Annotated in this window: 27 protein-coding genes and 3 pseudogenes; 19 read left to right on the top strand and 11 right to left on the bottom strand. The window is 49.0% G+C overall.

The genetic code is table 11. From position 1 onward, the window contains the following. Positions 1–155: 155 nt before the first annotated feature. The 3 genes from MJO57_RS01290 (at position 156) to MJO57_RS01280 (ending at position 3,135) form a co-directional block, all read left to right on the top strand. Positions 156–1,589, top strand: coding sequence for a hypothetical protein (locus MJO57_RS01290; RefSeq protein ID WP_252022265.1), 1,434 nt, complete (start codon positions 156–158; stop codon positions 1,587–1,589). Positions 1,590–1,774: 185 nt separating this feature from the next. Continuing rightward, positions 1,775–2,941 (top strand): antA/AntB antirepressor family protein, encoded by a 1,167-nt coding sequence (locus MJO57_RS01285; protein WP_252022263.1) that lies wholly within the window; start codon positions 1,775–1,777, stop codon positions 2,939–2,941. A 14-nt stretch (positions 2,942–2,955) separates the two neighbouring features. After that, entirely contained in the window at positions 2,956–3,135 is a 180-nt protein-coding gene (locus tag MJO57_RS01280) for an AlpA family transcriptional regulator (protein ID WP_252022260.1), read from the top strand. A gap of 19 nt (positions 3,136–3,154) precedes the next feature. Here MJO57_RS01280 and MJO57_RS01275 read toward each other — a convergent pair whose 3' ends face one another. Further along, a complete protein-coding gene (locus MJO57_RS01275; RefSeq protein ID WP_252022258.1) occupies positions 3,155–3,982 on the bottom strand; it encodes a site-specific integrase in 828 nt (275 codons plus the stop codon). Between the two features lie 198 nt (positions 3,983–4,180). Between MJO57_RS01275 and istA the strand changes: the two are divergent. Next, positions 4,181–5,029 (top strand): annotated as a pseudogene (gene istA, locus MJO57_RS01270) (IS21 family transposase); the annotation flags it as partial. Positions 5,030–5,049: 20 nt separating this feature from the next. Here the strand turns inward: istA and MJO57_RS01265 are convergent. Further along, positions 5,050–6,192, bottom strand: a complete 1,143-nt coding sequence (locus tag MJO57_RS01265) for an IS66 family transposase (protein ID WP_252026890.1) — start codon at positions 6,190–6,192, stop codon at positions 5,050–5,052. Positions 6,193–6,317: 125 nt separating this feature from the next. Beyond that, positions 6,318–6,515, bottom strand: a pseudogene (locus tag MJO57_RS32635) (DUF6444 domain-containing protein); the annotation flags it as partial. 22 nt (positions 6,516–6,537) lie between these two features. On the opposite strand from MJO57_RS32635, the gene MJO57_RS01255 reads away from it, so the two are divergent. Together MJO57_RS01255 and istB are read left to right on the top strand one after the other, a co-directional pair. Then, a complete protein-coding gene (locus tag MJO57_RS01255; protein ID WP_252022256.1) occupies positions 6,538–7,350 on the top strand; it encodes a hypothetical protein in 813 nt (270 codons plus the stop codon). A gap of 12 nt (positions 7,351–7,362) precedes the next feature. Next, positions 7,363–8,118 (top strand): IS21-like element helper ATPase IstB, encoded by a 756-nt coding sequence (istB, locus tag MJO57_RS01250; RefSeq protein ID WP_252017309.1) that lies wholly within the window; start codon positions 7,363–7,365, stop codon positions 8,116–8,118. Between the two features lie 59 nt (positions 8,119–8,177). Here istB and MJO57_RS01245 read toward each other — a convergent pair whose 3' ends face one another. Together MJO57_RS01245 and MJO57_RS01240 are read right to left on the bottom strand one after the other, a co-directional pair. Then, positions 8,178–8,663: an integrase arm-type DNA-binding domain-containing protein gene (locus MJO57_RS01245; protein WP_252022254.1), complete on the bottom strand. Its 486-nt coding sequence runs from the start codon at positions 8,661–8,663 to the stop codon at positions 8,178–8,180. A 263-nt stretch (positions 8,664–8,926) separates the two neighbouring features. Then, entirely contained in the window at positions 8,927–9,784 is an 858-nt protein-coding gene (locus MJO57_RS01240) for a YicC/YloC family endoribonuclease (RefSeq protein WP_371924744.1), read from the bottom strand. Between the two features lie 163 nt (positions 9,785–9,947). On the opposite strand from MJO57_RS01240, the gene rph reads away from it, so the two are divergent. Next, positions 9,948–10,664, top strand: coding sequence for a ribonuclease PH (gene rph / locus MJO57_RS01235; RefSeq protein ID WP_252022250.1), 717 nt, complete (start codon positions 9,948–9,950; stop codon positions 10,662–10,664). A gap of 86 nt (positions 10,665–10,750) precedes the next feature. Beyond that, on the top strand, positions 10,751–11,338 hold the full coding sequence (locus tag MJO57_RS01230; protein WP_252022248.1) for an AAA family ATPase: 588 nt from the start codon (positions 10,751–10,753) through the stop codon (positions 11,336–11,338). Positions 11,339–11,470: 132 nt separating this feature from the next. On the opposite strand, the pseudogene MJO57_RS01225 reads toward MJO57_RS01230, so the two are convergent. Further along, positions 11,471–12,252: pseudogene (locus MJO57_RS01225) on the bottom strand (exodeoxyribonuclease III). A gap of 644 nt (positions 12,253–12,896) precedes the next feature. Between MJO57_RS01225 and pyrE the strand changes: the two are divergent. Genes pyrE through MJO57_RS01210 form a run of 3 tightly spaced genes read left to right on the top strand, consistent with a single transcriptional unit; the run spans position 12,897 to position 14,258 of the window. Next, positions 12,897–13,556 (top strand): orotate phosphoribosyltransferase, encoded by a 660-nt coding sequence (pyrE, locus tag MJO57_RS01220; RefSeq protein ID WP_252022246.1) that lies wholly within the window; start codon positions 12,897–12,899, stop codon positions 13,554–13,556. Next, complete coding sequence (locus MJO57_RS01215) at positions 13,553–13,891, top strand: hypothetical protein (RefSeq protein ID WP_252022228.1); 339 nt, start codon at positions 13,553–13,555, stop codon at positions 13,889–13,891. Before pyrE ends, MJO57_RS01215 begins: the two co-directional genes overlap by 4 nt. Continuing rightward, positions 13,869–14,258, top strand: a complete 390-nt coding sequence (locus MJO57_RS01210; RefSeq protein WP_252022226.1) for a hypothetical protein — start codon at positions 13,869–13,871, stop codon at positions 14,256–14,258. The genes MJO57_RS01215 and MJO57_RS01210 overlap by 23 nt, the downstream gene beginning before the upstream one ends. Before the next feature lie 63 nt (positions 14,259–14,321). Here the strand turns inward: MJO57_RS01210 and slmA are convergent, their stop codons facing one another. The 4 genes from slmA to coaBC all read right to left on the bottom strand — a co-directional run bounded on the left by slmA (position 14,322) and on the right by coaBC (position 17,643). Next, on the bottom strand, positions 14,322–14,912 hold the full coding sequence (gene slmA / locus MJO57_RS01205; RefSeq protein ID WP_252022224.1) for a nucleoid occlusion factor SlmA: 591 nt from the start codon (positions 14,910–14,912) through the stop codon (positions 14,322–14,324). An 8-nt stretch (positions 14,913–14,920) separates the two neighbouring features. Beyond that, positions 14,921–15,823, bottom strand: coding sequence for an acetylglutamate kinase (gene argB / locus MJO57_RS01200; protein ID WP_252022222.1), 903 nt, complete (start codon positions 15,821–15,823; stop codon positions 14,921–14,923). 102 nt (positions 15,824–15,925) lie between these two features. After that, positions 15,926–16,381 carry a dUTP diphosphatase gene (dut, locus tag MJO57_RS01195; RefSeq protein ID WP_252022221.1) on the bottom strand — a complete coding sequence of 152 codons (456 nt, stop codon included), beginning with the start codon at positions 16,379–16,381 and terminating at the stop codon, positions 15,926–15,928. Positions 16,382–16,398: 17 nt separating this feature from the next. Further along, positions 16,399–17,643: a bifunctional phosphopantothenoylcysteine decarboxylase/phosphopantothenate--cysteine ligase CoaBC gene (coaBC, locus tag MJO57_RS01190; protein WP_252022219.1), complete on the bottom strand. Its 1,245-nt coding sequence runs from the start codon at positions 17,641–17,643 to the stop codon at positions 16,399–16,401. Positions 17,644–17,776: 133 nt separating this feature from the next. On the opposite strand from coaBC, the gene radC reads away from it, so the two are divergent. Together radC and malZ are read left to right on the top strand one after the other, a co-directional pair. After that, positions 17,777–18,451: a DNA repair protein RadC gene (gene radC, locus MJO57_RS01185; RefSeq protein ID WP_256493116.1), complete on the top strand. Its 675-nt coding sequence runs from the start codon at positions 17,777–17,779 to the stop codon at positions 18,449–18,451. Positions 18,452–18,491: 40 nt separating this feature from the next. Further along, the gene (gene malZ / locus MJO57_RS01180) at positions 18,492–20,411 is read left to right on the top strand and encodes a maltodextrin glucosidase (RefSeq protein ID WP_252022215.1); all 1,920 of its coding nucleotides are present in this window, start codon (positions 18,492–18,494) and stop codon (positions 20,409–20,411) included. 55 nt (positions 20,412–20,466) lie between these two features. Here the strand turns inward: malZ and yihA are convergent, their stop codons facing one another. After that, positions 20,467–21,132, bottom strand: a complete 666-nt coding sequence (gene yihA, locus MJO57_RS01175) for a ribosome biogenesis GTP-binding protein YihA/YsxC (RefSeq protein ID WP_252022213.1) — start codon at positions 21,130–21,132, stop codon at positions 20,467–20,469. Positions 21,133–21,641: 509 nt separating this feature from the next. Between yihA and MJO57_RS01170 the strand changes: the two genes are divergently transcribed. From MJO57_RS01170 to MJO57_RS01145, 6 genes are all read left to right on the top strand, one after another. After that, the gene (locus MJO57_RS01170) at positions 21,642–22,247 is read left to right on the top strand and encodes a cytochrome c (protein ID WP_252022211.1); all 606 of its coding nucleotides are present in this window, start codon (positions 21,642–21,644) and stop codon (positions 22,245–22,247) included. Positions 22,248–22,398: 151 nt separating this feature from the next. After that, positions 22,399–23,214, top strand: coding sequence for a thiol:disulfide interchange protein DsbA/DsbL (locus MJO57_RS01165; RefSeq protein ID WP_252022209.1), 816 nt, complete (start codon positions 22,399–22,401; stop codon positions 23,212–23,214). Between the two features lie 174 nt (positions 23,215–23,388). After that, positions 23,389–24,264, top strand: a complete 876-nt coding sequence (locus MJO57_RS01160) for an endonuclease/exonuclease/phosphatase family protein (protein ID WP_252022207.1) — start codon at positions 23,389–23,391, stop codon at positions 24,262–24,264. A gap of 578 nt (positions 24,265–24,842) precedes the next feature. Further along, positions 24,843–25,418: an adenylyltransferase/cytidyltransferase family protein gene (locus MJO57_RS01155; RefSeq protein WP_252022205.1), complete on the top strand. Its 576-nt coding sequence runs from the start codon at positions 24,843–24,845 to the stop codon at positions 25,416–25,418. Next, positions 25,415–26,029: an NUDIX domain-containing protein gene (locus MJO57_RS01150; RefSeq protein WP_252022203.1), complete on the top strand. Its 615-nt coding sequence runs from the start codon at positions 25,415–25,417 to the stop codon at positions 26,027–26,029. Before MJO57_RS01155 ends, MJO57_RS01150 begins: the two co-directional genes overlap by 4 nt. Next, a complete protein-coding gene (locus MJO57_RS01145; RefSeq protein ID WP_252022201.1) occupies positions 26,004–26,585 on the top strand; it encodes a hypothetical protein in 582 nt (193 codons plus the stop codon). The genes MJO57_RS01150 and MJO57_RS01145 overlap by 26 nt, the downstream gene beginning before the upstream one ends. Positions 26,586–26,608 lie beyond the last annotated feature (23 nt).

Genomic DNA, 26,608 nt, shown 5'->3' with positions numbered 1-26,608 from the left:
ATAAATTGGGTGAAAGTCTCATATTGATCACACCCACAGGCCTTGAGCTACAGCAAACAGACATAACACCAAATTTTTCAAACTGAATGGAGAGCAGCCAAACACAGCTATGATTCTAACAGCAAACAAAGAGTCAACGGTGAGAGGCCGCTCCGATGGAAGTATGTCAGCCACTAACCAAAGTCGCCAATGATTCCTGTCCTGCTATTGACCAACTGCAGCAAAAACTGACCCTACTTCGTCAGTCCAATAATCCAATCCAGCATTTTGAGGATCATGAAAACGAGATTCACTCCCTCTTTATTCAGGCGGAGCGAGAAATACTGGCAGAAGAACTGCAAAAATTAGACATCAATAAAGCTTCTATCGAAGTGAATGGGGTCGTGTATCACCAGGCATTACGCAGCTATCAAACCTACCAGTCAGCAGCAGGACCTGTCCGGGTATTGCGCAGCCTCTACCGCAATGCAGGGGATAAGTGCATTGTCCCTTTAGAGCTCAAGGCTGGCGTTGTAGAAGGCTACTGGTTACCAAAGGCTGCGAAGCAAGCAGCATGGATGGTTGCCCAGTTGCCGCCCGCGGACGTAAAAAGCTTACTCGATCTAATGGGGAATATGTCACCCTCAACCAGCTCTCTGGCACGTCTTCCCAAAAAACTCAACGAACAATGGGAGCAGCACCTTGACCCTTTCGAGACCCTTCTCGCGGAGAATCTCACAGTACCGCCTGACGCGGTGACGGTAGCTGCTTCCCTTGACGGTGTGATGCTACCAATGAAAGACGGCAAGCGTCAGGAGAAACGTGAAAAGAGTGTTGCTGAAGGCAAACGTACCCGAGGGCCAGCAGGTTGTCAGGAGGCCAGTTGTGGAACACTGTCGTTTTACGATGACCAGGGAGATCGCCTCTCTACGATCAGGATGGGACGAATGCCTGAAAGCAAGAAAGCGACATTGAAAAAATCCCTTTCAAACCTTCTGGATAAGGTGCTTCAGCAAAAGCCAAATCTGACTCTGGTCAAAGTGGCAGATGGAGCCCGGGACAATTGGACATACTTCACCAAAGAGCTACCGGAGGGAGAAGAAATTGTTGATTATTACCATGCGGCAGAACACCTGAAGAAGGCATTTGACCTGGCTTACGGTGAAAATAGCGCGAAGTCCAAAGAGAAATTCAGCACCTACCGACATATCCTGAAGGAGGAGCCGGGTGGGGTTGAAAAAATAATCAAGGCACTGGCTTACCAGCATAGCAAGCATCCCCGCCGATCGAAATTAAAGACAGAGTTAAAGTACTTCAGAAAAAACCGGTTACGGATGAATTATGCAGAACACCTGTCGCGCAACCTGCCCATAGGCTCAGGGGTCATTGAGGCGTCCTGTAAAACGCTGGTTACACAGCGAATGAAGTGTTCGGGAATGCGTTGGCGGTGTCCCGGGGGGCAAGGCATTCTGACACTCAGGTCACTAATTCAAAGTGGTTGGTTCGACTGTGGCTGGATGCTGCTGTCGGTAACGTACCGGGCTAAGGTAAATATGGTCAGTGATAATGTGATTCCATTTTCATCAGGGAAGGGTGATCTTGAACGTTAGTACTCATCAATATGAGACTTTCACCCAATAAATTAAAGCAAGCCATAAAAACTCCAACAAAAAGAAAGGTCAATGTTATGGAACAACAAACTTGCGCAAATACCGACATTACCACCCTTGAGCAGGCTGAATTAATTCTGAGGCGAGAAGGTATCGTTAAAAATGAATTGGTTGAAGGAGTACAGTTGCTGGAAATCTGCGGGTTTAGTCTCAACAATACTGCGGTTCGTATTCGAGAACAGATTGAACGGCATCAATTTGTAGAAGGTAGAGACTTTTCTCGCACATCCGAGAAAAGTACCGGAGGCCGCCCTAAAACGGTTTTTCAGTTCACCGTCAATGCTGCCAACCATGTCCTGCTTGGTGCCATGACACCGGAAGGCAAGAAAGCTCGCCAGAAAGCCATTGATCGTGAAATGGTCAGTCAGAGCGAATATCCTGGATTGATTGCAGCGATGGACGAACAATTTGGCTCAGCTTTACCAGCACCAGCTATTACTCCCCACCAACTGCTGGAAATGAACATGGACGCCAGCCTGAAAGCCATAACCTTTGTGAAGGCCTACGGCATTGAAGGCAACCAGGCCATGCTGGCAGCCGACCGGTTAGTCAAAACCCAGATCGACTTCTCCCCGCTGGAAGCCATGGGACAGCCCACCCTGATCGCCCCGGTCAAGGCTCCGCTATTCAGCGTCACCGAGCTGGGCAAACTGTCCAACCCCGTCTACACCGCCGTCAATATGAATCTCAAACTGCAGGATGCCGGGATGCAGCTACGCACCGGCCAGTACTGGACACCCACCGAAAAGGGCAGCCCCTTCTGCGAAATGCTGGATGTGGGCAAGCACCATGGCGACGGCACGCCCATCAAGCAACTGAAGTGGTACAAGTCCGTGCTGGGTCAACTGACCGATGCGCAGCCTGAACCACCTGCAATGCCAGAGCCTGAGCCCCAGACTGAAACAGTTCCACCAGACATCTCTACGGAAGTGACCATTGCCGATCCGAATCGCAAAATCCGGCTGCGCAAGAAAGGCCTCAAAAAGCGGAAAAACCTGAAGCGCAATTACGGTGAAGGCCGGGAACTCTATAACCTCGGCAGTCATCTATCATTCCGTGAACTGGCTGATTACACGGGACGCCAACGCGGCTATGTGGTTGAACTGATGGAAAAGCACCGCATCGTTAAATACCTGGAGAGTCGTGGTAAATACATGCTCACCGAAAAAGGCTGGCATTACGGAGCCATGTACGACCCCAACAGAAAGCAGCTTTACACCAGTCATTCACCCGGCGCAGTGGTATCCAACGCCAGACCAGTGTTCAACGAAAAAGTGTTTGATTTGTTTTAAGGGAAGATAACAGCATGGAAAGCAAGCAAACTCTCAAACTGAACGACATATGCCTCCGCTACGGCATATCCCGCACAACACTCTGGCATTTGCGTCAGTCACCGGGCTTTCCAAAGCCAGTCAACCTGCCTTACGGCGGTAAGATTTTCTTTCAGGAAGATATAGAAAATTACTTCCGTACCCAGCAGGGCTGATCATACACATAAGGCGGTATTAACCGCCTTGATTAATAATCGGTGCGTAATAATCCAGCAGCAGACGCTGGGCTTCACGACGCTTATCGTAAAAATCATCCACGTTATACACCTCTTCTGAAGTCTTCATTACCTTATGCCCTAAACAGATCTCAGCAACCCGATAATCAAAGTCCAGCTTCGATAGCAATGTCCGGGATGTGCGCCTTAAATCATGCACCGTGAAATGCTTAACCGTTTCGGGAAAAAGTTGCTGCTGAAACATTTTGTCTATCGCCGTATTCAATGTATCCGGCCCAACATGGTCAAACCGTTTACTGGTTCTCCTTGATGGAAAAAGATAAGGACTGTAACCAGCACGGTATTTCAGCTCTGTGATCCACTCAATAGCTTCCGGCTCCAAGGGTACATGAACCGGTTTTTTCTTACTGGAACGCTTCATCGACTCAATGCGATCCTTCGGAAGTGTCCACTTCTTTTTATGCAGATCAAACTCTTCAATCTTTGTGACTGAAAGCTCTGTCTTTCGACACATCAGGGTCAGCAGTAAAGCACAGTTTAAATAATTGTCTCTGGTAAACTGCAAATGATGCTTTCTGAACGTAGCGAATATATCCCGCAACTCATCCAGTCCGATGGCCCGCTCTCTTGCTTCTTCAATTCCCCCGGCATCCTTACAGGTAAATACCCGTGCCGGATTAAACTGCAAAAGATTTAGGCGAATACCGTAATCAAAGAGTTCCTTGGCAAATTGCAACACATCATTGGCAACGGTCATTCGCCCGGGAACAGCAACGTTGCATATTCTGGTAACTCTTGAACACTCATTCTGGTAACACTTGAACACCCATTCTGGTAACACTTGAACACCTATTCTGGTTTCTTTTGAACACTTTTTGATGATTTCCAGAATCACCGTTCAAGCTTCCAGAAACGCTGTTCAACAGACCATAAACCGGTCTAATACAGCTAACAAATATCTTCTTATGCATTGATTTTCCATAACTTTGGCCGTTCTTATCTGTACCAAGAGAGGGAACCGGCCATGACAGAAAACAGGATTACCATGCGTAAGCTACTAGAAATACTCCGGATGCGGTTTGGCAGCCAACTCAGCTTCCGACAAATTTCCCGCAGTGTACGGGTCAGTGTGGGGACGGTATCCAACTACGTTAAGGCCTTTCAGGAATCGGAATTAAGCTGGCCCCTGGCAGAGGATATATCTGAGCCTGAGCTTATTCAGGCGCTGTTTCCCGATGCCTCGATAGCCAATCGAAAAGGGTTGATTGATCCTGACTGGGCTGAGGTGCATCAGGAACTGAAGCGCAAGGAAGTGACCAAACAACGACTCTGGGAAGAATACTGTCAGGCCCACCCCCTCAATGCCTACAGCTATGCCCAGTACTGTCACCGTTACAATCAGTGGCGTGGTTGTCAAAAGCGATCTATGCGACAGCTGCACAATGCAGGTGAAAAGTTATTTGTTGATTATGCCGGGCCAACCATGCCAATCATCAACCCGGACACCGGCGAAATTGCCCACAATGCCCAGATATTTGTGGCAGTGCTGGGAGCGTCCAACTATACCTACGCTGAAGCGACTCTGTCACAAAAAACAGAGGACTGGCTGGGGTCTCATGAACGGGCCTTTGAGTTCTTTGGTGGGGTGCCAGAAATTGTTGTGCCAGACAACCCAAAGTGCGCAGTTATCAAAGCCTGTCGGTACGAGCCGGATCTCAACCCATCATACCAGCACCTGGCTTGTCACTACCAGGTGGCAGTCATTCCGGCACGCCCCTACAAACCCAAAGACAAGGCCAAAGCAGAAGTCGGTGTACAGGTAGTGGAGCGGTGGATACTGGCCAGGCTTCGTCATGAAATGTTCGTAACTATTCAGCACTGAGCAAAGGCATATTACAGTAATTCCCGAACAGCTCTATGAAGTGATTGATATATGTCCATTCCCTGTTTTCTGGCAGACGACAAATAGCTGCGAATCCGTGCAAACATAGAACCACCGTCTGCACTCCTGAAGCAGCCTGAGATTTTCTGCTTTAACTTGACCATTCGAACATCCCGCTCACTGCCATTGTTATCGAAGGGAATGGTAAAATCTGACATGAAGCGCAGTGTCTCAGCCTTGAACTCAGTGAGTCGTTTGAAGAGATTGTAAGCTTTAGTATTCTTGACTTTCTTGCGCTTAAGCTCCTCTCGTTGCTTCTCCATATAGACGACTTCTTTCATTAGAGCCCGCTGAAGCAACCGGTCATAAATCTTCTCGATTCGTTCACAGACAACACTTGGCATCTGTAGCATACCTATGGTCTTAAAGCCCTTGCAGTAATGCCAGGAAAGCCTCAGTAGCTTCATCAATCGCAACGCCAGTTGATTGCTGTCCCTATCAACAACACCCAAAAGCTCCCTCAGGTGATGGGCATTGCAAAGTACGTGAGTTGCCGCATATGCAAAATAGGATTTCCAATGATCATGAACCAGAACGCCTGCAAATGTTAGCAGTATGCCCATCGTGTCCATGGCCTCACGACCTCGCTTTTCAGACAAGTAGTAGAGCGTCCATTGTTCATCCCGCATAACGTGTAGCCAGTGCAAAGAGCCCTCGGCCCGCATACCCGTTTCATCGGCTCCGGCAACAGACGATTCCCGCAAGGCGTCACGAATAACCTCTTCAGTAGAAGCCAGATTTTCATAGGTTCTGGCCACAAAATTGGCGACAGTGCCTGCACTTACACTCATTTTATAGAGAGTATTAAAATACTCTGACACGCGCTTAAAAGGCAGGAAATGGTATTGGTTAAGATAGACGGCCATAGCCTGTGTGGCTGAGCCATATTGTGCGGCAGCGGTAACACCTTCCGGGAATTCAGCCTGATTCCGACAACCACAAGTGCAGATTTTTACTTCAGCTCTATGGGCCGTTACTTCAAATTCACCCGGTCTCCCTGGTTCAAACACCTGTCGTTCAATATATTTGACCGGCTCACTATCAAGAAGAGACGCCTGACATTTATTGCATTCTTTAACCGGAAGGTACTCAATATAGTCAGGGATATCGACCTGTTTAAGACAAGTGCCCTGATGCCCTTTTTTCCACCGGCTTTATTACCAGAAGACTGTCTCAGACTTTTAGGATTGGGTTTTTCATCCGATGGATCGGTACCTTTATCTGCGGAAAGGTCGTCAGAATGATCTGGAGAATTACTGTTTTTACAAGGTTTTTGATAACCATCAGACGATGGCGGCTTGCTGCTGTTTTGACTGTTCTTGCCAACCTTTTCTTCCAATTCTCGACATCGCTCTTCCAGACAGGCAACTCTCATCCGCAGCTCTGCATTCTCTTTCAAGAGAATCTCAGCCGACATAGTTGCGGGTAGTTCTGGAATCATGCTGGCGAATATTGTGGAAAAATGGTGCTTAAGAGGATGGTATAAAAATCAGAAAATTCCAGATTTATGTGGGGGTGCTGAACAGTTACAAATGTTCTTTACCCTGGCAGAGCTGAACCTGCGGATACGTGAGCTGTTAATCGAACTGAACCTGAAGCCCTTTAAGCAGTTGCCAGGAACGCGACGTAGTGCGTTTGAACAACTGGATGAACCAGCCCTCAAGCCACTGCCGAAGCAATCTTTTGTGTTCGCTGAGTTTATCAAGGCCCGGGTGAATGTGGATTATCATATTATCTGCAAGGGGCACGCCTACTCGGTTCCCCATCAGCTTGCCAGGCAGGAAGTAGAAGTACAGGCGACTGAGCACTGCGTCACGATCTACGCTAACGGTAAAGTGGTGGCCAGCCACGCTCGCAAGCACACACGTGGATTTACGACGTTAGCAGTTCATATGCCGGAACGACATCGTCACCATCAGGATTGGACGCCTGAGCGTTTACTTAACTGGGCTAACGACATTGGTCAGGAAGTCTATTGTTTTATTCAATCACTGCTGGATAGCAAGGAGCATCCTGAACAAGCCTATCGAGCTTCATTGGGGCTGCTAAACCTGCAGCGGGAATATGGAACTGAACGACTCAACAACGCCTGCGCCCATGCCAGGAACATCGGGGGTTATCGGTTAAAAAATGTCCGATCAATCCTCCAGTCAGGCAAAGACCTGATGCCATTGGAGCCACAGTTAAAACAAACGACAGGTCCCTTGCATGATGATCACGAAAATATTCGTGGCGCTATTTGCTATCAATAACCGGAGGCGAACATGATCAATGAAACACTGGCTCGCCTTAGGTCACTGCGACTGACCGGAATGGCAGATGCCCTCAATCAACAGCTGGACCAGCCGGGCACCTACAGTAGCCTTAGCTTTGAAGAACGACTGTCGTTGCTTACTGAGCAGGAAGAAACAGAGCGAAACAATAAACGTCTGGCTCGGCTGCTCAGAAGCGCCCGGTTTAAACTGGCTGCCCGGATACACGACATTGACTATGAACACCCCAGAGGTCTCAAACAGAACCAGATGGCCAGCCTGTCTGGAGGAGGCTGGCTTGACCGGTACAGGAACCTGTTGATCACCGGACCTTGTGGTTCCGGTAAGAGCTACCTGGCCTGCGCCCTTGGGCACATGGCTTGTCTGAAAGGCTACAGTGTCCGGTACTATCGGATGTCCAGGCTACTGGATGAACTGATCCTTGCCCACGGTGATGGCAGCTACAGCAGGCAGTTGAAACAACTGGCAAAAGTAGACTTGCTGATTCTGGACGACTGGGGCCTGGAACCACTGACGCAGCAACAAAGGAACGATCTGCTGGAAGTCATGGATGACAGGCACGAGCAAGGTTCCACGTTGGTTACCAGTCAATTGCCCACCCGGAAGTGGCATGCCAGCATTGGTGATGAAACTCTGGCCGACGCCATTCTTGACCGGCTTATGCACAATGCCCACCGGATTGAACTCAAAGGCGAATCCATGCGCAAAAAGCTTGGAAAATTGGACGCAGTTGAACACCTGGTCTAAAAATCACACTGGGCAATGTGTAAGGAGTTCAGGGTGTTCAAATGAAACAGAATAGGTGTTCAAGTTAACCAGAATACGCAAACGTCTTCTACCAGCTTCTTGATATGCAATGGAGTCACCTGATCCGGTCGCATTAACCCGACCTTGGGGCCAATATCTTTGTTGTAATACCGTTCATTCCGCCACCAGGTTTTAATATTTTTCTTCTTATGGTTAATCCACTCGATGGCCAGTTCATCAACATTGGCAACTTCCTGCCTCCCTATTGCCTGCTGAATACGTTTGGCAACCATCGGGTCTTCCCCTTCTTTCAGCTTTTCCTTAATGTCACCCGCCTTGAGATTGGCCTGATGCAATGACATATCAGGATAGCTGCCTATCGTGACCTCCTTACGTTTTCGTTTATCACCATGACCCGACACTGTATATCGAACAATCCACGTTACAGACAGCTCCTTGCTGATGCGCAGATACAGACCATTACCGGCAGCATAGCGCCCTTCCTTTTTTGCTTTGATCAGTTTTTTTACTTCTGAATCCTTCACTTACATCACCTTACTTTTATTATTGGTTCTATTGTGCATTACTTTGAGGTAGGTACTTATTCAATCAATGTAATGCACAAAATAAGGTAGGTCAGTTTTGTAAATCTGTCACCATTCATAATTCTCTATTTTGGCCAACCTGTCACCATTTCTGTCACCATTTTTTCAGATAACTGCAAATACGGACGAACAACCAAAAACAATAATTCAAAAAAAAGCCACTTTATTCAGTGGCTTATATCATGCACTAACGTATTGGAACGTTATTCTATGTTTTGGACCTGTTCGCGCATTTGCTCGATAAAAACCTTGAGATTTACTGCGATCTGGGTGAGGCCTGCGTGAATTGACTTGGAAGACAGCGTATTGGCCTCCCGGTTAAGCTCCTGCATCAGAAAATCCAGACGACGTCCTACTGCGCCCTGCCCGGGGGTTCTCAGGGTTCTGCGTACCTCAGCTATATGTGTTTCCAGACGATCCAACTCTTCATCAACATCCATCTTCTGAGCCAGAATGACCATTTCCTGCTCCAGTCTTTCAGGATTTAACTCCTGCCTGGCTTCAGAAAGTCGATCAAGGATTTTCGCGCGCTGACTTTGCAGAATTTCCGGCACCAGTACACGAAGCTGCTGCACCTCATTCCCCATTTTATCCAAACGGGCCTCAATGAAAGATTGCAGCTCCTGCCCTTCCCGTTTTCTCATCTCATTCAGTTGGGTGAGCGCTTTGTTGAACCCTTTAATGGCAGCCCGATGAACGACCGTCATTTCCGTTTCCTCAGTACGCTGCACGCCAGGCCATTGCAAAACCTCAAGAGGATTAACCGGTGCAACCTGAGAAAAATGTGTCTCAACCTCACGTACTGCCAGTTGAAGCTTTTCCAGCAAGACAGGATTTAGCTCAAGCACCTGCTCCTTCTCAAGCAGCTGATATTTGAGGCTGCATTCAACTTTGCCTCTCTTCAGTTGCTGGCGAATCTGTTCTCTTAAAGCAGGCTCGATCTCACGTGCCTGTTCAGTTAGACGAAAGTGGGGCTCAAGGTAACGGTGGTTAACGGATCGAATCTCCCATACCAGGCTTCCCCAATCTTCCTGTATCTGAACACGGGCAAATGCAGTCATGCTGGAAGTCATTAAACACTCTTTAATCGGTTGGCTAATAAGGATCCATTATTTCAGAAGTTTATAATTATCCAAACTGTATTTTCCTGCAAACCCACCAAGCAGTTATAATTCCGCAAATTTCGCAGTGCTTAATTTTTTCAGACATACCAAGGTAACCCAAATGCGCCCTAGTGGAAGAACGGCAGACCAATTACGTGATGTAAAAATCACTCGCCACTATACCAAACACGCAGAAGGATCTGTGCTCGTTGAGTTTGGAGATACCAAAGTCATCTGTACCGCCTCGGTCGAGCGCGGTGTACCCCGTTTTCTCAAAGGAACCGGCCAGGGCTGGGTCACCGCCGAGTACGGTATGTTGCCCCGGTCGACCACTGAACGAATGGGAAGAGAAGCCTCCAGAGGCAAGCAGGGTGGCAGGACACTCGAGATTCAACGACTGATCGGCCGAGCTTTGCGTGCTGCGGTAGACATGAAAAAGCTTGGTGAAAACACCATTAATATTGATTGTGATGTGATTCAGGCCGATGGTGGCACACGGACAGCCTCAATTACCGGAGCCTGCGTAGCACTGGTCGATGCATTACGCTATATGCAGGAGAAGAAAATGGTCAAAAGTGACCCTTTCCTGCACATGATTGCCGCCGTTTCTGTGGGAATTTACAAAGGCAGCCCGGTTCTTGACCTTGATTATCCTGAGGATTCCAGCGCTGAAACCGACATGAATGTAGTGATGACCGACGCAGGCGGATTTATCGAAGTTCAGGGGACAGCGGAAGCAGCCCCTTTCAGTCAGAATGAAATGCTGGCCATGATGGCTCTGGCACGTTCCGGTATTGAGGAAATTATCGAGTTACAGAAAAAAGCGTTAGCAGAATGACACTTTACTGCCAGCCCTTTTACTTGAGCTATTTTTAATAGAACCCGGCTATATGCCGGGTTCTTACTCTGTAACAGGCAGGCAGTATGATTATTTCTCTCATTGGTTCCCATGGAACCGGTAAAACAATGCTCTGCAACGCTCTGGTGAAAGCACTGGGGAGTGAATGGTCTGTTTTCAGCGACTATTATCGAAAAATCGCAAAACTACTGCATTATAAGACGCCTCGTGACGCACTACTTGAAGATCGGACAATCCGTCAGGTCACTTCAACCGCCATGGCTGGCTCAGCACTGGGTGCCATGCTTGAGTGGATAGAAAACCTGAAAGGTCATGGCATTATCGATACAGGTCCACCCTCATTACTTGCCTACCATCGATATTGGCTGAGAGTAACCGATACCCCTATCAGCCCTTATATGCTCAGGCTGGCCAAAGCCACGAGTCAAAAAATTGATGCATACTGCTACCTGCCAACAGGGAAAATTGCGCTGGAGAACGATGGCATTCGCAGTGATGATGTCATTTTCCAGAAAGATATTGATCAATGGGTTCTCTGCAACAGGGTCGATCTTGGGATTTCAGCACAAAAGGTACTGATGATGGAAAGTACTGATATTGAAAAAAGAACCGAAGAGTGTATCCAAATGATCCAGAGTTTCATCAGAAAGTAACTCTGTACTGAATTTGGATTCAGAGGATGGTTAGAGTGAAAAAGGAGATCGCCCGTGCCGTTGACGCACTCCTTATTTCAGTAAAGTTCTTATTTATCAGGGCACAAATCTGTTAACCAGGAACCGGTATTGTTACATCCCCAGCTCCCAGTCATAGTCAATAATCACCGGTGCATGGGATGAGAACACCTGACCTTTGTAGATCCCGCCATTCAGCACGCGGTGACGCGGTGACGCATCCCGGGAGTGATAATCTGGTAATCAATGCGCATCCCAACATTATCATGGCGCAGGTACTCATCTTTCCACCAGCTGTATTTGCCAGCTTCCCGATCCACCTCACGGTAAGCATCAAAGAAGCCCATATCGCCCAGCAAACCTTCCATCCAGCCACGCTCGGCCTGATTAAAGCCAGAGATCTCCTGAGCATCACGCCAATTAGCCACGTCAATCTTGCGGTGCGCAATATTCCAGGTACCGCACATAAGAAACTCACGACGCTTACGACGTTGCTTGCTTAAGTGGTGCGAATAGCCATCCAGGAAACGGTATTTGAAATTAAGGCTTTCTTCATCATCACCCTCCGGCACGTACAGACTGACAAGACTGATCTTGTCAAAATCTGCCTGGAGATAACGGCCGGTTTCATCCACTTCAGGAATCCCGAGGCCACTGATAATGGCCTTGGGAGCATGACGGGTATAGATGGCTACACCGCCACGGTCAGTCCTGTTGTAGCCACTGAAAGCATAACCAAAGTAGCCATCAAGAAAGTACTGATCCTCAATCACCTGCTCGTCTTCACGAGTATCCTGCAGACAAATAAGGTCAGCATCCTGCTCCAAGAGCCAGTCAAACAGGCCTTTTTCTCGTGCGTTTTTAATGCCTTCGCAATTTAAACTGATAACTCTCATCGAATACACCTTACCAGGCCGTGTACACGCTCTGGCATTAAGCTTGTTACCTCGGCAAGACAGTAACCGGAAAAACAGAAACTGAAGACCTGCCAAACCATATGAGCAAATCTCAGCCTGAGAAGCAGATACACTGCTTGGCCAGTAAGCGCCAGGATGAACGACGGCTAAAGTCTAAGCTTTTCAAGGATACGGTTACTCAACCGGGATTAACCCTGCATCAACTGTACGACAGAGTTAGTAAGAGCCCTCATCCCTATTATAAGGCATGATTGAAGTTCTTATGGTACGGTTGAACACAGAAAGTTCGGAATTGTATCGAACAAATGATAACGGGTCGCCCCCCGTATGTTTATCCGCATAAATCCGGTCTCTTCTACAGAAGCGTGCAGTTCTGACGAAATTGCACCTGACAGTTTCCGTAATTTCACACTGACTGATCCGAATGGAACGAGTAACTGCGTACCCTGGTCGAAATGCGCCTCGTTTCCCAACACTCAGACTATCCGGTTCGGTAACCCGATACTCTACATTGCGTAATATCTCTGAAATAACACATCACACAGGGGATTTAGGATCATATATTGGTATAAAATCGGCCTTTGATTCGACATTGCGGGCATTCAGCAAACAGGACCCACCCGATGCATCAGTACCAAAAAGAATTTCTGGATTTTGCCATTGAGCAACAAGTGCTCCGTTTTGGTGAGTTCACCCTGAAGTCCGGAAGAAAGTCTCCTTACTTCTTTAACGCCGGGCTATTTAACAGTGGTGAAGCCATCAGCAAACTCGGCCAGTTCTATGCTGCAGCAATGGTGAATGCCGGGCTTGATTTTGACATTCTGTTTGGGCCAGCCTACAAAGGCATCCCCCTGGCCACTGCCACGGCTGTGGCCCTGTTTGAGAAGCACAATCGAAACGTTCCATGGTGCTTCAACCGCAAGGAAGCCAAAGATCATGGAGAAGGGGGGAGTATTATTGGTGCACCTCTTCAAGGGCGTGTAGCGATTGTTGATGATGTTATCACCGCCGGCACAGCGATCCGTGAAGTAATGGCCATTATTGAGCAAACGGATGCGACTCCGGCAGCGGTTGTGGTGGCTATGGATCGTCAGGAAAAAGGGCAGGGGGAGTGTTCAACACTAAAAGAGCTGTCTGCCATCCAGGAAGTGGAACGTGATTTTGCTATTCCGGTATTGAGTATTGTGTCTCTGACTGACTTGCTGGAATACAGTGAAAATCATCCGGAAATCCGCCGCCATGCGCCCGAAATCAAAGCCTACAGAGATACCTACGGAGTATGAGACTTAAACAACCATTCATACTGTTCTTGGCAGGCGTACTGTCTGCGACCGGAGCTAACAGGGCGTCGGCGCAGAGCCTGTATAAGTATAAAAACCTGGAAGGCATAACCGTCATTTCATCCAATATTCCCAGTGAATTTGTTCATCTGGGGTACAGCATACTCGATAGAAATGGCCGTACCATTGATACCATTCCCCCGGTAATGACCAGCGATCAGAAAAACCAGCTGGAAGACCTCAAATTCAGAAAGGCCCGGCAAGAGCGGGAGGCAGAGCTGGACCGGGAGTTGCTGTTTCTTTATGGCACACCGGATGAAATATACGGCTTCTGCTGAGCGGCTGAAAACATTGCTTAAGCAGAAAAACCTGACGGATATTGAAGCCGTTACCCGTGGTCAGCTCGTTGGCCGGTGGCGTATTCGTGAAGATGTTGCCATGGACTGGAATTTCGATGACAACGGGTCATTCAACTCTTTCTTCCAGCAACTGGGTACACACGCTTCACAGAAGAACTTTGGTACCTGGCAGCTCAGCAATAACCGAATCATCCTGTTGATTAGCCGAAAGCAAGAAAAGAACTCAATTGGTGACGAGAAAAACAAACGGGTTTCAGAAGAGAAGAGCATTCAGGTTATTAAAGCAACGGATCATGAACTGCAAATTATTCTGGATGGTAAAGCCATCAGTCTATATCGATCTTAGCGGAATCGGTTGACAGGTCAGGCCGCTGATGCCTGACCGTTGCCAGGCATCGAAAACCCGAACTTATCGAAAAGCCGCTTCAGAAAGGATTAGCCACTGATCAGCCCAGTTTTCGGTTGGCTTGCGTCTGAACTCACTGCGAACATACTGTGCTATCCGCCCCTCGGCAGAAGCCAGCATAAGGTTTGCTGTTACGCTGACGGTCATACGGGTTCTCACACCTTCCTTGATTTCTGCTTCACGCAACGTCTGCTTGAGTTGTGTCTCCATACGGTCAAACAGCTGAATCATACGCTGGCGCAGCCGCTCAGTCTCCCCCGCCAATGCATCCCCGGTCAGGATGCGGGTCAACCCGGGGTTTTTCTCACAGAAGCCAATCAGTAATAACAGGATTTTTTCACATCGAGCAACCACATGAGACTCTTCTGAAAGAATCAGAGCAATTCGGGAAAACAGCGTCTCCTCAATAAACTCGATCAGCCCTTCAAACATTTTGGCCTTGCTGGGGTAATGACGGTACAAGGCCGCTTCTGAGACTCCGACCTCTTTGGCCAGAGCCGATGTGGTAATCCGGGTACCCGGAGCCGTCTCCAGCATATGAGCCAGAGCTTCCAGAATCTGCTGCTTGCGAGAAATTTTCTGAGACATATCCATTACGAGTACTAAACACTATCTCCGGTTATCAGGGTGCCCACTCCCCGGTCAGTCAACAGTTCAAGCAGAACGGCATGTGGCACCCGGCCGTCAATGATGTGCGCTGTTTTGACACCGCACTTCACGGCATTAAGCGCGCATTGTATCTTGGGAAGCATGCCGCCATAAATAGTTCCGTCGGCAATTAATGCTTCGACCTGTTCTGAGTCCAACCCGGTTAACAGGTTTCCATCCTTATCCAGCAAGCCTTCAGTATTGGTTAGCAACAGGAGTTTTTCCGCTACCAGCTCTTCTGCCAGCCGCCCGGCAACAAGATCTGCGTTGATATTGTAAGAGGCACCGACATCATCCACCCCGATGGGAGCAACGACCGGAATAAAGTCGGAGTTTTGCAACATGGTGATAATATCAGTATCGATGGATTCCACTTCTCCCACCTGGCCAATATCAATAATCTCCCTCGCCGTCATCTCGGGCGTCATCTCTGTGACCACCAACCGTTTTGCACGAATAAATCGACCGTCCTTACCGGTAACACCAATAGCCCGCCCGCCATTGTTATTGATGAGCGTCACTATTTCCTTATTCACCAGGCCTCCCAATACCATCTGTACCACATCCATGGTGTTGGAATCGGTGACCCTCATCCCCTGCACAAAGCGGCTTTCGATGTTCAGACGTTTCAGCATGTCACCAATCTGAGGACCACCACCATGAACAATGACCGGGTTAATACCTACCGCCTTGAGCAACACCACGCCTTGAGCAAAGCTGTTTTTCAGCTCGTCACTTTCCATGGCATTGCCACCATATTTAACGACGACAGTCTTACCTGCATAGCGTTGCAAATAGGGTAGGGCTTCAGTCAGAACGGTCGCGATGTCCTGAGAGGATAAAGCAGGCTTATCCATTACTCCTCCTGCAGTACTCTTAATGATTGAGCATGGTGATGGTTATTTCTTATTGGTGGAGGCATAGCCCGAATCACTACGCCTTTCTGCTAAAAACAGACATCAGTGGGTTCCGGAGTGTCCAAAGCCTCCAGCACCACGGCCACTCTCTTCAAAGCTTGCTACCATCTCCAATCGAGCCTGAACCACAGGCACCAGAATTAACTGGGCAATCCGCTCACCAGGCTGAATAGTAAACGTGGTATTTCCACGGTTCCAGCAGGACACCATTAGCTGTCCCTGATAATCCGAGTCGATCAGCCCAACAAGATTCCCCAGAACAATGCCATGCTTATGACCCAGGCCGGAACGGGGAAGAATCATAGCCGCCAGAGATGGATCGTCAATGTGTATCGCCATTCCGGTTGGCAATAACTGGGTTTGGCCCGGCTCCAGCGTCAGTGGTTCATCAAGACAGGCTCGCAGATCAATGCCCGCCGAACCTTCTGTGGCATATTCTGGCAATGGAAACTCCCGGCCCAGGCGTGGGTCCAGAATACGAGTCTTCAATGTTTTCATGTCGTTTAATTCCCTGTTCATTCATTAGTTTCAGTCGTGGACTGGAGGCTTTTCCACTTTCTGAAACGACGAGCAACTATTTGCAGCAGTTTGCGTGACACCACTTTTTTCGATGCTCTTGGTAGTGGCTCTTCCAACGCTTCACCAATGACGGTCACTTCATTCGCGTCACTGCTGAAGCCAATATCCCGGTCACCCACATCATTGGCCACTACCAGGTTCATTTTCTTCCGCCGCAGCTTATCCGCAGCGTACCCCAATACATTGTGAGTCTCTGCAGCAAAACCAACCACAAACGGTGGTGTATCCAGACCAGTGACTGAAGCAATAATGTCGGGATTGCGTACCAGTTTAATGTCCAGTGTTTCACTGCCATTTTCGGGATCTTTCTTGATCTTTTCCCTGGCGACCTCTGCCGGGCGGTAATCGCTGACCGCGGCACAGCCGATAAAAATATCAACACCTGCAATCCGATCGTGAACAGCCTGGTGCATATCTCTGGCACTGACCACATCAACCCGCTTGACCCGATCCGGAGTATCGAGATGAACCGGGCCAGTGATCAGGGTAACGGTTGCCCCCGATGCTACGGCTGCCTCCGCAATGGCGAAGCCCATCTTTCCGGAACTGTGGTTGGAAATATAGCGAACCGGATCGATGTCTTCACGGGTACCTCCAGCGGTAATTAATACATTCAACCCGGTGAGAATATCATGGGTAAACAGCCTTGATGTTTGTTCCACAATCAACTCAGGGTCCAGCATTCTGCCCGGGCCGATATCGCCACAGGCCTGACTGCCGTCACCCGGCCCAAACAAACTGATATTCCGCTCCAGCAGCTCTTCGCAATTCTGCTGGGTTACGCTATCACGCCACATGCCCTGGTTCATGGCAGGAGCCAGACAAACAGGCGCACTGGTGGCCAGACACAGGGTGGTCAACAGGTCATCGGCATGCCCACCAGCCAGTCGCGCAATAAAGTCGGCGGTAGCCGGCGCAACCAGAACCACATCTGCCCAGCGGGCCAGTTCAATGTGCCCCATGGCCGCTTCAGCCCCGGTATCCAGCAAATCCAGATGCACCGGATTATGAGACAGGGCCTGCAATGTTAACGGCGTAATAAACTCACAGGCGGCACGGGTCATCACCACACGGACATCAGCGCCCAGCCTGGTCAGCTGCCGGATCAGCTCGGCACTCTTATAGGCAGCAATGCCTCCGGTAACACCAAGAACAATGCGTTTGTTGCTTAGTTGTTGCATAGGTTGCAAATTTCCTCAGGGAATTAAAACGGCAATTCTTTGTCTGAGCAGTCATGAAGCACGCAAAAAGCCATGGACTACTCACCATAAATCCGTTCCATCATAACAGTGAATAGCTGATGGTATAACTATCATGAAGGGTCAAGACTGGAGTCATCATTTGCTACCTAGAGAAAAGATACTGGCCATGGGTCCTTCAGCACTGACTGAAGCGGAGCTATTGGCACTACTGTTAAGAACTGGCCATCAGGGTATGAACGTGATGGCATTGGCCAGCCATCTGCTGGAACAGTTTGGCGGCCTGGAAAAGCTGCTAACCACCCGGCATCAGCGCCTCATGTCCGTCAAAGGCCTTGGCCCCGCCAAAGCCACTCAACTCAGCGCAATACTGGAACTGTGTCGGCGGGTACTTCGGGAGAAAGTGGCAACGTCGGACATTATCACCAGCCCGAAATCCACCCGGGAGTATCTGCAGTTACACTTTCAGGGGCTTCAGCGGGAGGAGTTTGCCTGTCTTTTTCTGGATACCCGGCACCGGGTTATTGTTCTTGAAACACTCTTTCAGGGAACCCTGAACACCGCCACCGTTCACCCCAGGGAGGTCGTGAAGCAGGCTCTGGCTCTGAATGCGGCATCACTGATTCTCTGCCATAACCACCCATCGGGTGATCCTGAGCCAAGTCAGGCGGATATTCGCATGACACAACGTTTGAAAGAGGCACTGGCACTGGTCGATGTTCAGGTGCTGGATCATATGATTGTCGGGCAGGGGGAGTTACTATCCATGGCAGAACGTGGTCTGGTTTAGTACCGGAATGCTATCTATATTTCTTTTTTTCTGAACCCTATTGATTAATGCTGAAGCAGTGACCGCTGGCTCATTCCAGAGCGTCACTCAAGTTGGTGAATCCCGTATGAAAGCACCATTTATTTACCATGGGCAGGATCATCGCTGGGTTATCCCTTCTGATACTTCACTCACGGTTTCTCTGGTCACTGAGTCAGATTTCAGGCCTGAAGCGTTGTATGTCCGCTGCGAGCCAGATAATGAAGAACGTCTCATTCTGATGGAGCGATCTGAAAATGTTGGACGGCTAACCACCTGGAAAGCCACTGTTCCGGTAAACCGGGATAAAGCAACAACGGTCTATTGTTTTAAAGCGGTTACCAAAGAGAGCCAGTGGTGGTGCCACGGGGCAGGCATGTCCAGACGTATGCCCGGGCAGGAAAAGCTGTTTCGATACAACTCGGAACATCAGCCACCAGAGTGGGTTAAACACCAGGTTTTCTATCAGATTTTTCCTGACCGTTTCGCCAACGCCAACCCTGAGCTCAGTGTCACCACCAACGAATATTGTCTGCGCGGTGATGACCAGCCAACTGTTGCCAAACCCTGGGGGGCAAAGGTCTCGGAGCATGGAAAAAATGGCGCCTGTGAGTTCTTTGGTGGTGATCTCAAAGGTATCCGTGACCAACTGGATTACCTCCAATCTCTGGGTGTCACCACGCTTTATCTTAATCCGATCTTTGCTGCACCCAGTAATCACAAGTACGACACCACGGACTACCTCAATATTGACCCACATCTGGGCACCAATGAGGAGTTTGCAGAACTGGTGAACGCTCTTCATCGGCGGGGCATGAGGATTGTGCTGGATGCAGTATTCAATCACACCTCCCTGAACCACCCGTGGTTTGACCGTTTTCAACAGCGGGGTGATGGTCAGGGTGCCTGGCAAAATCCCGAGTCTCCCTATCGTGACTATTACCAGTTTGATGGTGACTCCGAGCGTTATATTGGCTGGAATGGCATCCACACGTTGCCAAAACTGAACTTTCTTCATCCTGAAGTCCGCGACTATTTTTATGCGGGTGATGATGCCGTCATTCGGCATTGGTTGAGACCCCCCTATAGCATCGATGGCTGGCGCTTTGATGTTATCCACATGCTGGGAGAAGGGGAGGGCGCCACTAACAATGCCCATTACGTCCGGGCTTTTCGCGCATCGGCAAAAGCCGAGAACCCACAGTGCTATGTGCTGGGTGAGCACTTTTTCGAAGCGACTCAATGGCTGCAGGGTGATCAGGAAGACGGAGCCATGAATTATTATGGTTTTGCCCATCCGGTTCGGGCTTTCTTTGCCGGTCTGGATATCGCCTTCGACCCCTGTTGTATTGATGCTGATGAATTTGCCCAGTGGTTGATGGAAGCCGCAGCAAAGATTCCCTGGAGTAACCAGCTCAGTCAACTTAACCAGCTGGATAGCCACGATACCATGCGCTTTCTCACCATGGTTAACGGCGATGAGGCTACTTTACGCTGCGCCTTGATCGTTCTGTTCTGCTGGGCTGGTGTTCCCTGCCTCTATTACGGCACCGAAGTTGCCCTGGAAGGGGGGCATGACCCGGATAATCGCCGCTGTTTCCCATGGGAAAGACTAGCGTCCAGAGAGGATATGGTGGACTTTATTAAACAGCTGACATCCTTGCGCAGTGGGTCTTCTGCTTTGCAGTCAGGCAGTGTGCAGTGGCTTTATGCGCAAGGAGATGTCATTGCTTTTGCCCGCTGTCTGGATGATGAGCGGGTCATCTGTGCTGTAAACCGGGGAACAACGTCTCAAGCACTATCTCTGCCCATATGGCAGACGGGGCTTGAGCAAGGGTATTTTTCGTTGCTAATGAACAAGGGAGAGCGCATTGATGCATCGGGTGGCACCCTTAAACTGACCATTCCGGCCAGGTCAGGGGAGGTTTTGGTTCATGCTTGATAATGGGCAGTCCTCCACAATTTGGAGGACAATCGTCCACACTCAGTCGTGAAATTTAATCATCGGACTCGATCGGCTCCTCATCTTGCACTTCATAAACATCATCAGGTTCAGGCGCCAGGAACCACTCATCCAGTTTCATTGAGAGCTGATCAACACCGGTTTTCTTGAGCGAAGAGAATAGCTGGACGCTCACCTGCGGGAATCGGGACAGTTCCTTTCTGAGTGCATTTAAAACCTGTTTGGCAGCACCCTGTTTCAGCTTATCAGCCTTGGTGATCAGTATATGCAGAGGTAAGTTTGCGCTCACACTCCAGTTAAGCATCATCTGATCGAATTCTTTCATCGGATGACGAATATCCATCAACAACACCAGGCCAACCAGCGCCTCACGACGCTCAAGATAATCGGTCATGTGATGCTGCCACTCTTTCTTCATGGCCTCTGGTACTTTGGCATAGCCATAACCCGGCAGATCCACCAGAAAGACACCTTCCTGTACCTCAAAAAAGTTAATAAGCTGGGTTCTGCCGGGCGTCTTACTGGTACGAGCCAGCTTGTTGGAACCCGTCAGCGCATTCAGTGCGCTGGACTTTCCGGCATTGGAGCGACCCGCAAAGGCCACTTCACGACCTTCATTCTCCGGACACTGGCTCAGCCTGGCCGCACTCTTGTAAAAAGAGGCCTGGCGATAATTTAATGAAGATCGGGTATCACTCATGGGGTTTCATCTATTCCAGTAATCTTTGCTGATTTCCAGTGAGCTTTTAAAAAAGGCTCTTTTCGTATTGCAGACTGCTGATTTCATAAATCAGGCTGGAATCCTCCTGTGGCAGGGCTTGGCAATATTTAGCCAGCAGTTTCCTGAAGGCATTGTATATCAAGGCCTTTGGCCAATTTTCATTGCAGAGCAGTCTGTAACCCGAAAAGAGCCTTAAAAAATATGCACCGGGCGCAATAAACCACGTAAAAGAAATCAGGTAAAGGACGCTAAGTTGCAGCCTCTGGCTGATCGATAGGGTACTGCCTGTACCGGTTGTCGGTTGAGTAGTTTATACTATCGTCGTTCAAGCGTCGTTCAAGGCACATGCCGTCATGTCACCTGATGCTGAAGCAGCCAAATAGCAGACGTGAGTCTCTGCATGAATCTGTTTCGCTACACAATAAAAGCTGTCAGGTCTGATGAATAATAACAGCCATTTGAGGCAAACGCCGTAACTGGGTCAGGTAATGAAAAAAGTCATTCTCACTCTGTTAATTTCTTTGGGGGTAACGGGCCTAGCCTTTGCCAAAGGGGATGCCGCTGCAGGCAAGAGCAAAGCGACGACCTGCGCCGCCTGCCACGGTGCAACAGGAATCAGCCTTGCTCCAAACTGGCCGAATCTCGCGGGTCAGGGGGAGCGTTACCTGATTAAGCAGATCAGTGAAATCAAAGGTGGAGTACGCTCTGTTCCTGAGATGATGCCCTTCGTCAGCGCTCTGACCGAACAGGACATTGCTGATCTGGCTGCTTTCTATGCCAGTCAGCCAGCCCCACAGGGAGCAACCGACGCCAAGTATGTATCAATGGGTGAAGCACTCTATCGCGGTGGCGACGCCAGGAAAGGTATTCCGGCCTGCTCCAGCTGTCACTCACCAACAGGCAAAGGTAACTTCCTTGCAGGATTCCCATTACTGGCTGGCCAGAAAGCGGATTATACCGCTAAACAACTTCGTGACCTTCGTGAAGGTGATCGAACCAATGATGGCGATACCAAGATCATGAGAACGATTGCCGAGAAGATGAGCAATAAAGAAATCGAAGCCGTTTCCCAGTATATCAGCGGTCTTCGTTGATGGTTTTTCGTCCTTGATGTTTCACAGAAGCCGGTTTCCAGCTGGCTTCCGTGAAGTTCCCCCTTCAATAGCAGCCTGTTCAATCAGACTTTTTTTTCGTCAGATGCTGACGTAATGTGTCTCAGACAAAACGACATATCCTTGAATAACAATGAAAAAAGAGGACTCCCTAATGACAAGAAAAACGAAGGGTATATGGGGTATTGCTGTATTTTTGGTAATTACTCTGGTCACAGCGGGTTACCTGTTTAATGGTCCTCAACAAACGAAGAGGATGACAGTGACCCGGCACTCATCTGAGGTATCGGGCAATGCGCCCCAACCTGAAAAAACAGGTGATATCCCATCCCAGCCAGTGACGTTAATGGCCGACCGATCTCAGCCACCTCAATTGTTCCAGCCGGGACAGGATTACCGTGTTTTATCCCGCCCGGTTAAAACAGATGCCAGGCCGGAGAATGTCGAAGTTGTTTCCATTTTCTGGTATGGATGCCCTCACTGCTATGCACTGGAACCCAAGCTTGAGCAATGGCAGAAAACATTGCCCGCCAATGTTGAGTTCATTCGAACGCCCGGTTTCTTCGGCCCCAACCTTTGGCAGACCCATGCCCGGCTTTACTATACTGTTCGCAATATGGGGCTGGAAGAGCAGGCTCATACAGCCATCTTCAGTGAAATACAGAACCACCGAAACCAGCTCAGTGACAGCGAACAGATGGCCGAGTTCCTGAATCGGAAATTTGGTATTGAGCCTGGTGCTTTTAATCAAGCGTTCAAGGCTTTCAGTGTAAATAATCAGTTGCAAAAAGCCTTCTCCAAGCTTAAGAGTTATGAATTGTCTGGCGTACCGGCCATCGTTATCGATGGTCGATATGTCGTTGAGCCCGGGCTGGCAGGATCACTGGGTAATATGCCGGTTATTGCTGACTACCTGATCAGAAAAGTTAAAGAGGATCGAAAGGGTTAGTGACAATCCCCGGTTCCATTACAGAGGTGGTTAAAGAGGCGGTTAAATGGCAAACGTTCGGCCTTTAACCACTTGATTTTGTAAAGCATCGATAAATCTTTGCAGGAAGTGGAATAAAAGGCCTGTAATATCTGTCCATCGTTATCCCGTGTCCATTTCTGGCGGTAAAGCACTATGCCCATTCGAACTCTTACCGGTGCCATCCACCGACGCCTACACCGACAGCGTTGTCAGTACCGTTCCGGGCATATTCATCACTCGGCACAGGGCGGAGCGCCTTGTCAGCTGAACAAAAACACCCTTAACCTGCTCAGCTTTAACATTCAGGTGGGTATCAATACCCAGCAATACCGGCATTACCTGACTCGCAGCTGGCAACATATTCTTCCTCATGCCAATCGACTGACCACCCTGAACAGGATTGCCGGCGTTCTTCCGGAGTTTGACCTGGTTGCCCTGCAGGAAGCAGATGGTGGAAGTATTCGCAGTGGCTTTATCAACCAAACGGAATATCTGGCCCTGAAAGGGCACTTTCCCTACTGGTATCATCAGATCAACAGAAATCTTGGCAAGCTGGCACAGCACAGTAATGGTCTGCTCAGCCGCTTTGAGCCCGTATCACTGGAAGACCATAAACTACCCGGCCTGATTCCCGGGCGAGGTGCGATCGTCGCCCGATTTGGCAACCCTGAGGACCCTCTGACCGTCGTGATGATGCATCTGGCACTGAGCAAAAGAACAAGAAATATCCAGCTCTCCTATATCCGTGATGTTGTGCAAGATAGTCGGCATGTCGTGCTGATGGGTGATATGAATACCCATGCGGACCAGTTACTCAATGACTCCCCCCTGAAAGACACATCCCTTCATGCAGCCCACCGGGGACAAAATACCTTTCCCAGCTGGCAGCCAAAACGCTCCCTGGATCATATTCTGATCAGCCCATCCCTGATTGTTAACCGTTTTGGTGTTATCAATCTTCCTATTACGGATCATTTGCCAGTGTCTGTCGAAATTCAGGTTCCTGATTCTGTTCTTGTCACCGTGTAATTTATGCAGCAGGAATTTCAGAAAGATTGAGAGCGATCAGGGCTGAATGAAAGACAAGCCGATTTTTTCGTGGCACTGGTGAAGACGAGGCAGGGCAAAAAATAAAAAAGGCCCGATATCAAAGGGGGAAGTAAAGAGGGAGATATCGGGCCTCGAAAAATGCCATCACTATCTCAGTGACAGGGAGTTATTCCGGATAGAAAATATTACCTGACACAAATTATTTGCCTATCAGTAAAAAAACAGTGCCGGATACGTAATGCGTCGTTGCCAGATTCGGATTAAACCCACCTTTTCGATACCCTCGGCAAAACTTATAAAATCGATATAATGCGACAGCTATGTTGCTCGCCTGTCCGGTTTAATGCCAACCAGCCATTAGGCTAGGAGGCTGACCGAGAACAGACTGCCCTACTACGGTGGCAGCAAATTGGTCTAAAAAGTAGGAAATTTTTAGCACATAGAACCACTATTCACTAAAAATTTCCGACTTTTTATCCTCAATTTTCTGCCATCCTCGCTACGGGCGCTATTCTCGGTCAGCCTCCCAGGAGACAGTCAGAAATGGAGACGTGATAATGAGCCTTATCAGGCTGGGTATATTTGGCTCAGCATTTGACCCCCCGACACTTGGGCATCTGGATGTTCTGCAGCAGGCTGCTACCGGCCATGATTGCATTCTGCTGGTTCCCAGTGCATTTCATGCTTTCGACAAAAATCCACTGCCCTTCAGCCTTCGTCTGCAAATGTTGCAGTGTTTTATTGATGAAGCTGATGTCGGCTGTCCCCTGGAAGTTTGTGACCTGGAATCAGAGTTGCTGGAACAGGCCCCCGGTAAGCCAGTATACACCTATGACCTGATGACAGCCTTAACCAGCAAATACCAAGGCAAGGCCACTATTTCTTTTATCCGGGGACCTGATAATGCAAGCCCTGAAACCTGGAAGCGATTTTATAAGTGGAGAGAAATTGAGAAAAAATGGCCTATCTTCACCGCTACCGAGCGGCTCGCTGTCCGCAGTAGTGATGTACGCAAAGTTCTTGAATCCTCAAAAATAGCCGATGATGATCTTCAACAGGGTTTGAATATGCTGCTACCTTCAGTTCAGGCTTTTATTATGAATCATAACTTATACCAGACAGGGAACTCATGAAGCTTTCGGGTCTTGATGCCAGCGATGTACAGGTTCAGGAAGAGGAAAAGGTTTATTCAGGCTTTCTGAAGCTCTTTAAATATAAGATTACTCATCGACTCTTCAAAGGGGGAGTCAGTTGCCCCCTGATTCGTGAAGCCACCGTAAGGCCACCTTCGGTCGGCGTTATTTTATTTGATCCGGTTCATGATCAGGTCGTTCTGGTTGAGCAATTCCGCATGGGGCCTTTTTTGAGCAACGATGATCCCTGGTTGTTGGAGGTGGTTGCCGGCATCAGTGAGCCCGGAGAAACGCTCGAAGAAGTCGCTCTGCGTGAAGTAGAGGAAGAAACCGGTTACCGGATTACCTCATTAATGCCGGTATCTGACTTTTATGTCAGCCCTGGTGCCAGTAATGAAAAATTAAAGCTGTTCTGTGGTCTGGTGGACGCCACTGATGCTGGCGGTGTTTTTGGCGTTGCCGATGAAGGTGAGGATATCAGGGTTCATGTTCTTCCCTTCCCACAGGCTTATGATATGGTGGAAGATGGAAGGATTGCCAACGCGCCAGCAGTCATTGCCCTGCAATGGCTCAAGCTGAACCATCATGAGTTATGCCAATATGAGAAATAAACGCTTCACGGGCAGATTTCAGCAACCATTTGCCTTCATTCTAATGCTGGGTTTACTGTCGATGACGCTGACCGGATGCCAACTAACGGCCAGTAAAATAGACAAACAGTATCAGGATGGAATCCCCAGAAGTTCTGGCCTGGCAATTCTGCCATTCATAAGCCATACCCGGATCCCGGATGAAGAAACAATCCAGCTCAAGCGTATTTTGTTGGTTCAGCTGGCTTCGGCGGGCATCACCAATACGACGGTTTTTAAACAACCAGAAACCAACCCCGCACCCAGTTATCTTGCCGATATCTATGAACTGGAGCGGGCTCAGCTCTGGGCAAAGAGCAACAACATCAACCTTTCAATGTCGGGTGAAATTCTTGAGTGGCAATATGATGAACACAACCGTTTTTCAACCGTACTCCAGCTGAAAGTGACGGATATTGCTTCAGGAGAAACCATTTGGAGCATAAATGGCCTGGGAGAAGGACGCCCTGATGAAGCTGCCTACGAAGTGAGCCGAAAGCTTATTGCTGACCTTGTTGCAGCCATGCCTCTTCAATAAGCCAATGGGTCCCATGAAGCTGA

The sequence above is a fragment of the Endozoicomonas sp. SCSIO W0465 genome (assembly GCF_023716865.1).
Classification (GTDB): Bacteria; Pseudomonadota; Gammaproteobacteria; order Pseudomonadales; family Endozoicomonadaceae; genus Endozoicomonas.
This window is presented reverse-complemented; position numbering and strand designations above follow the sequence as displayed.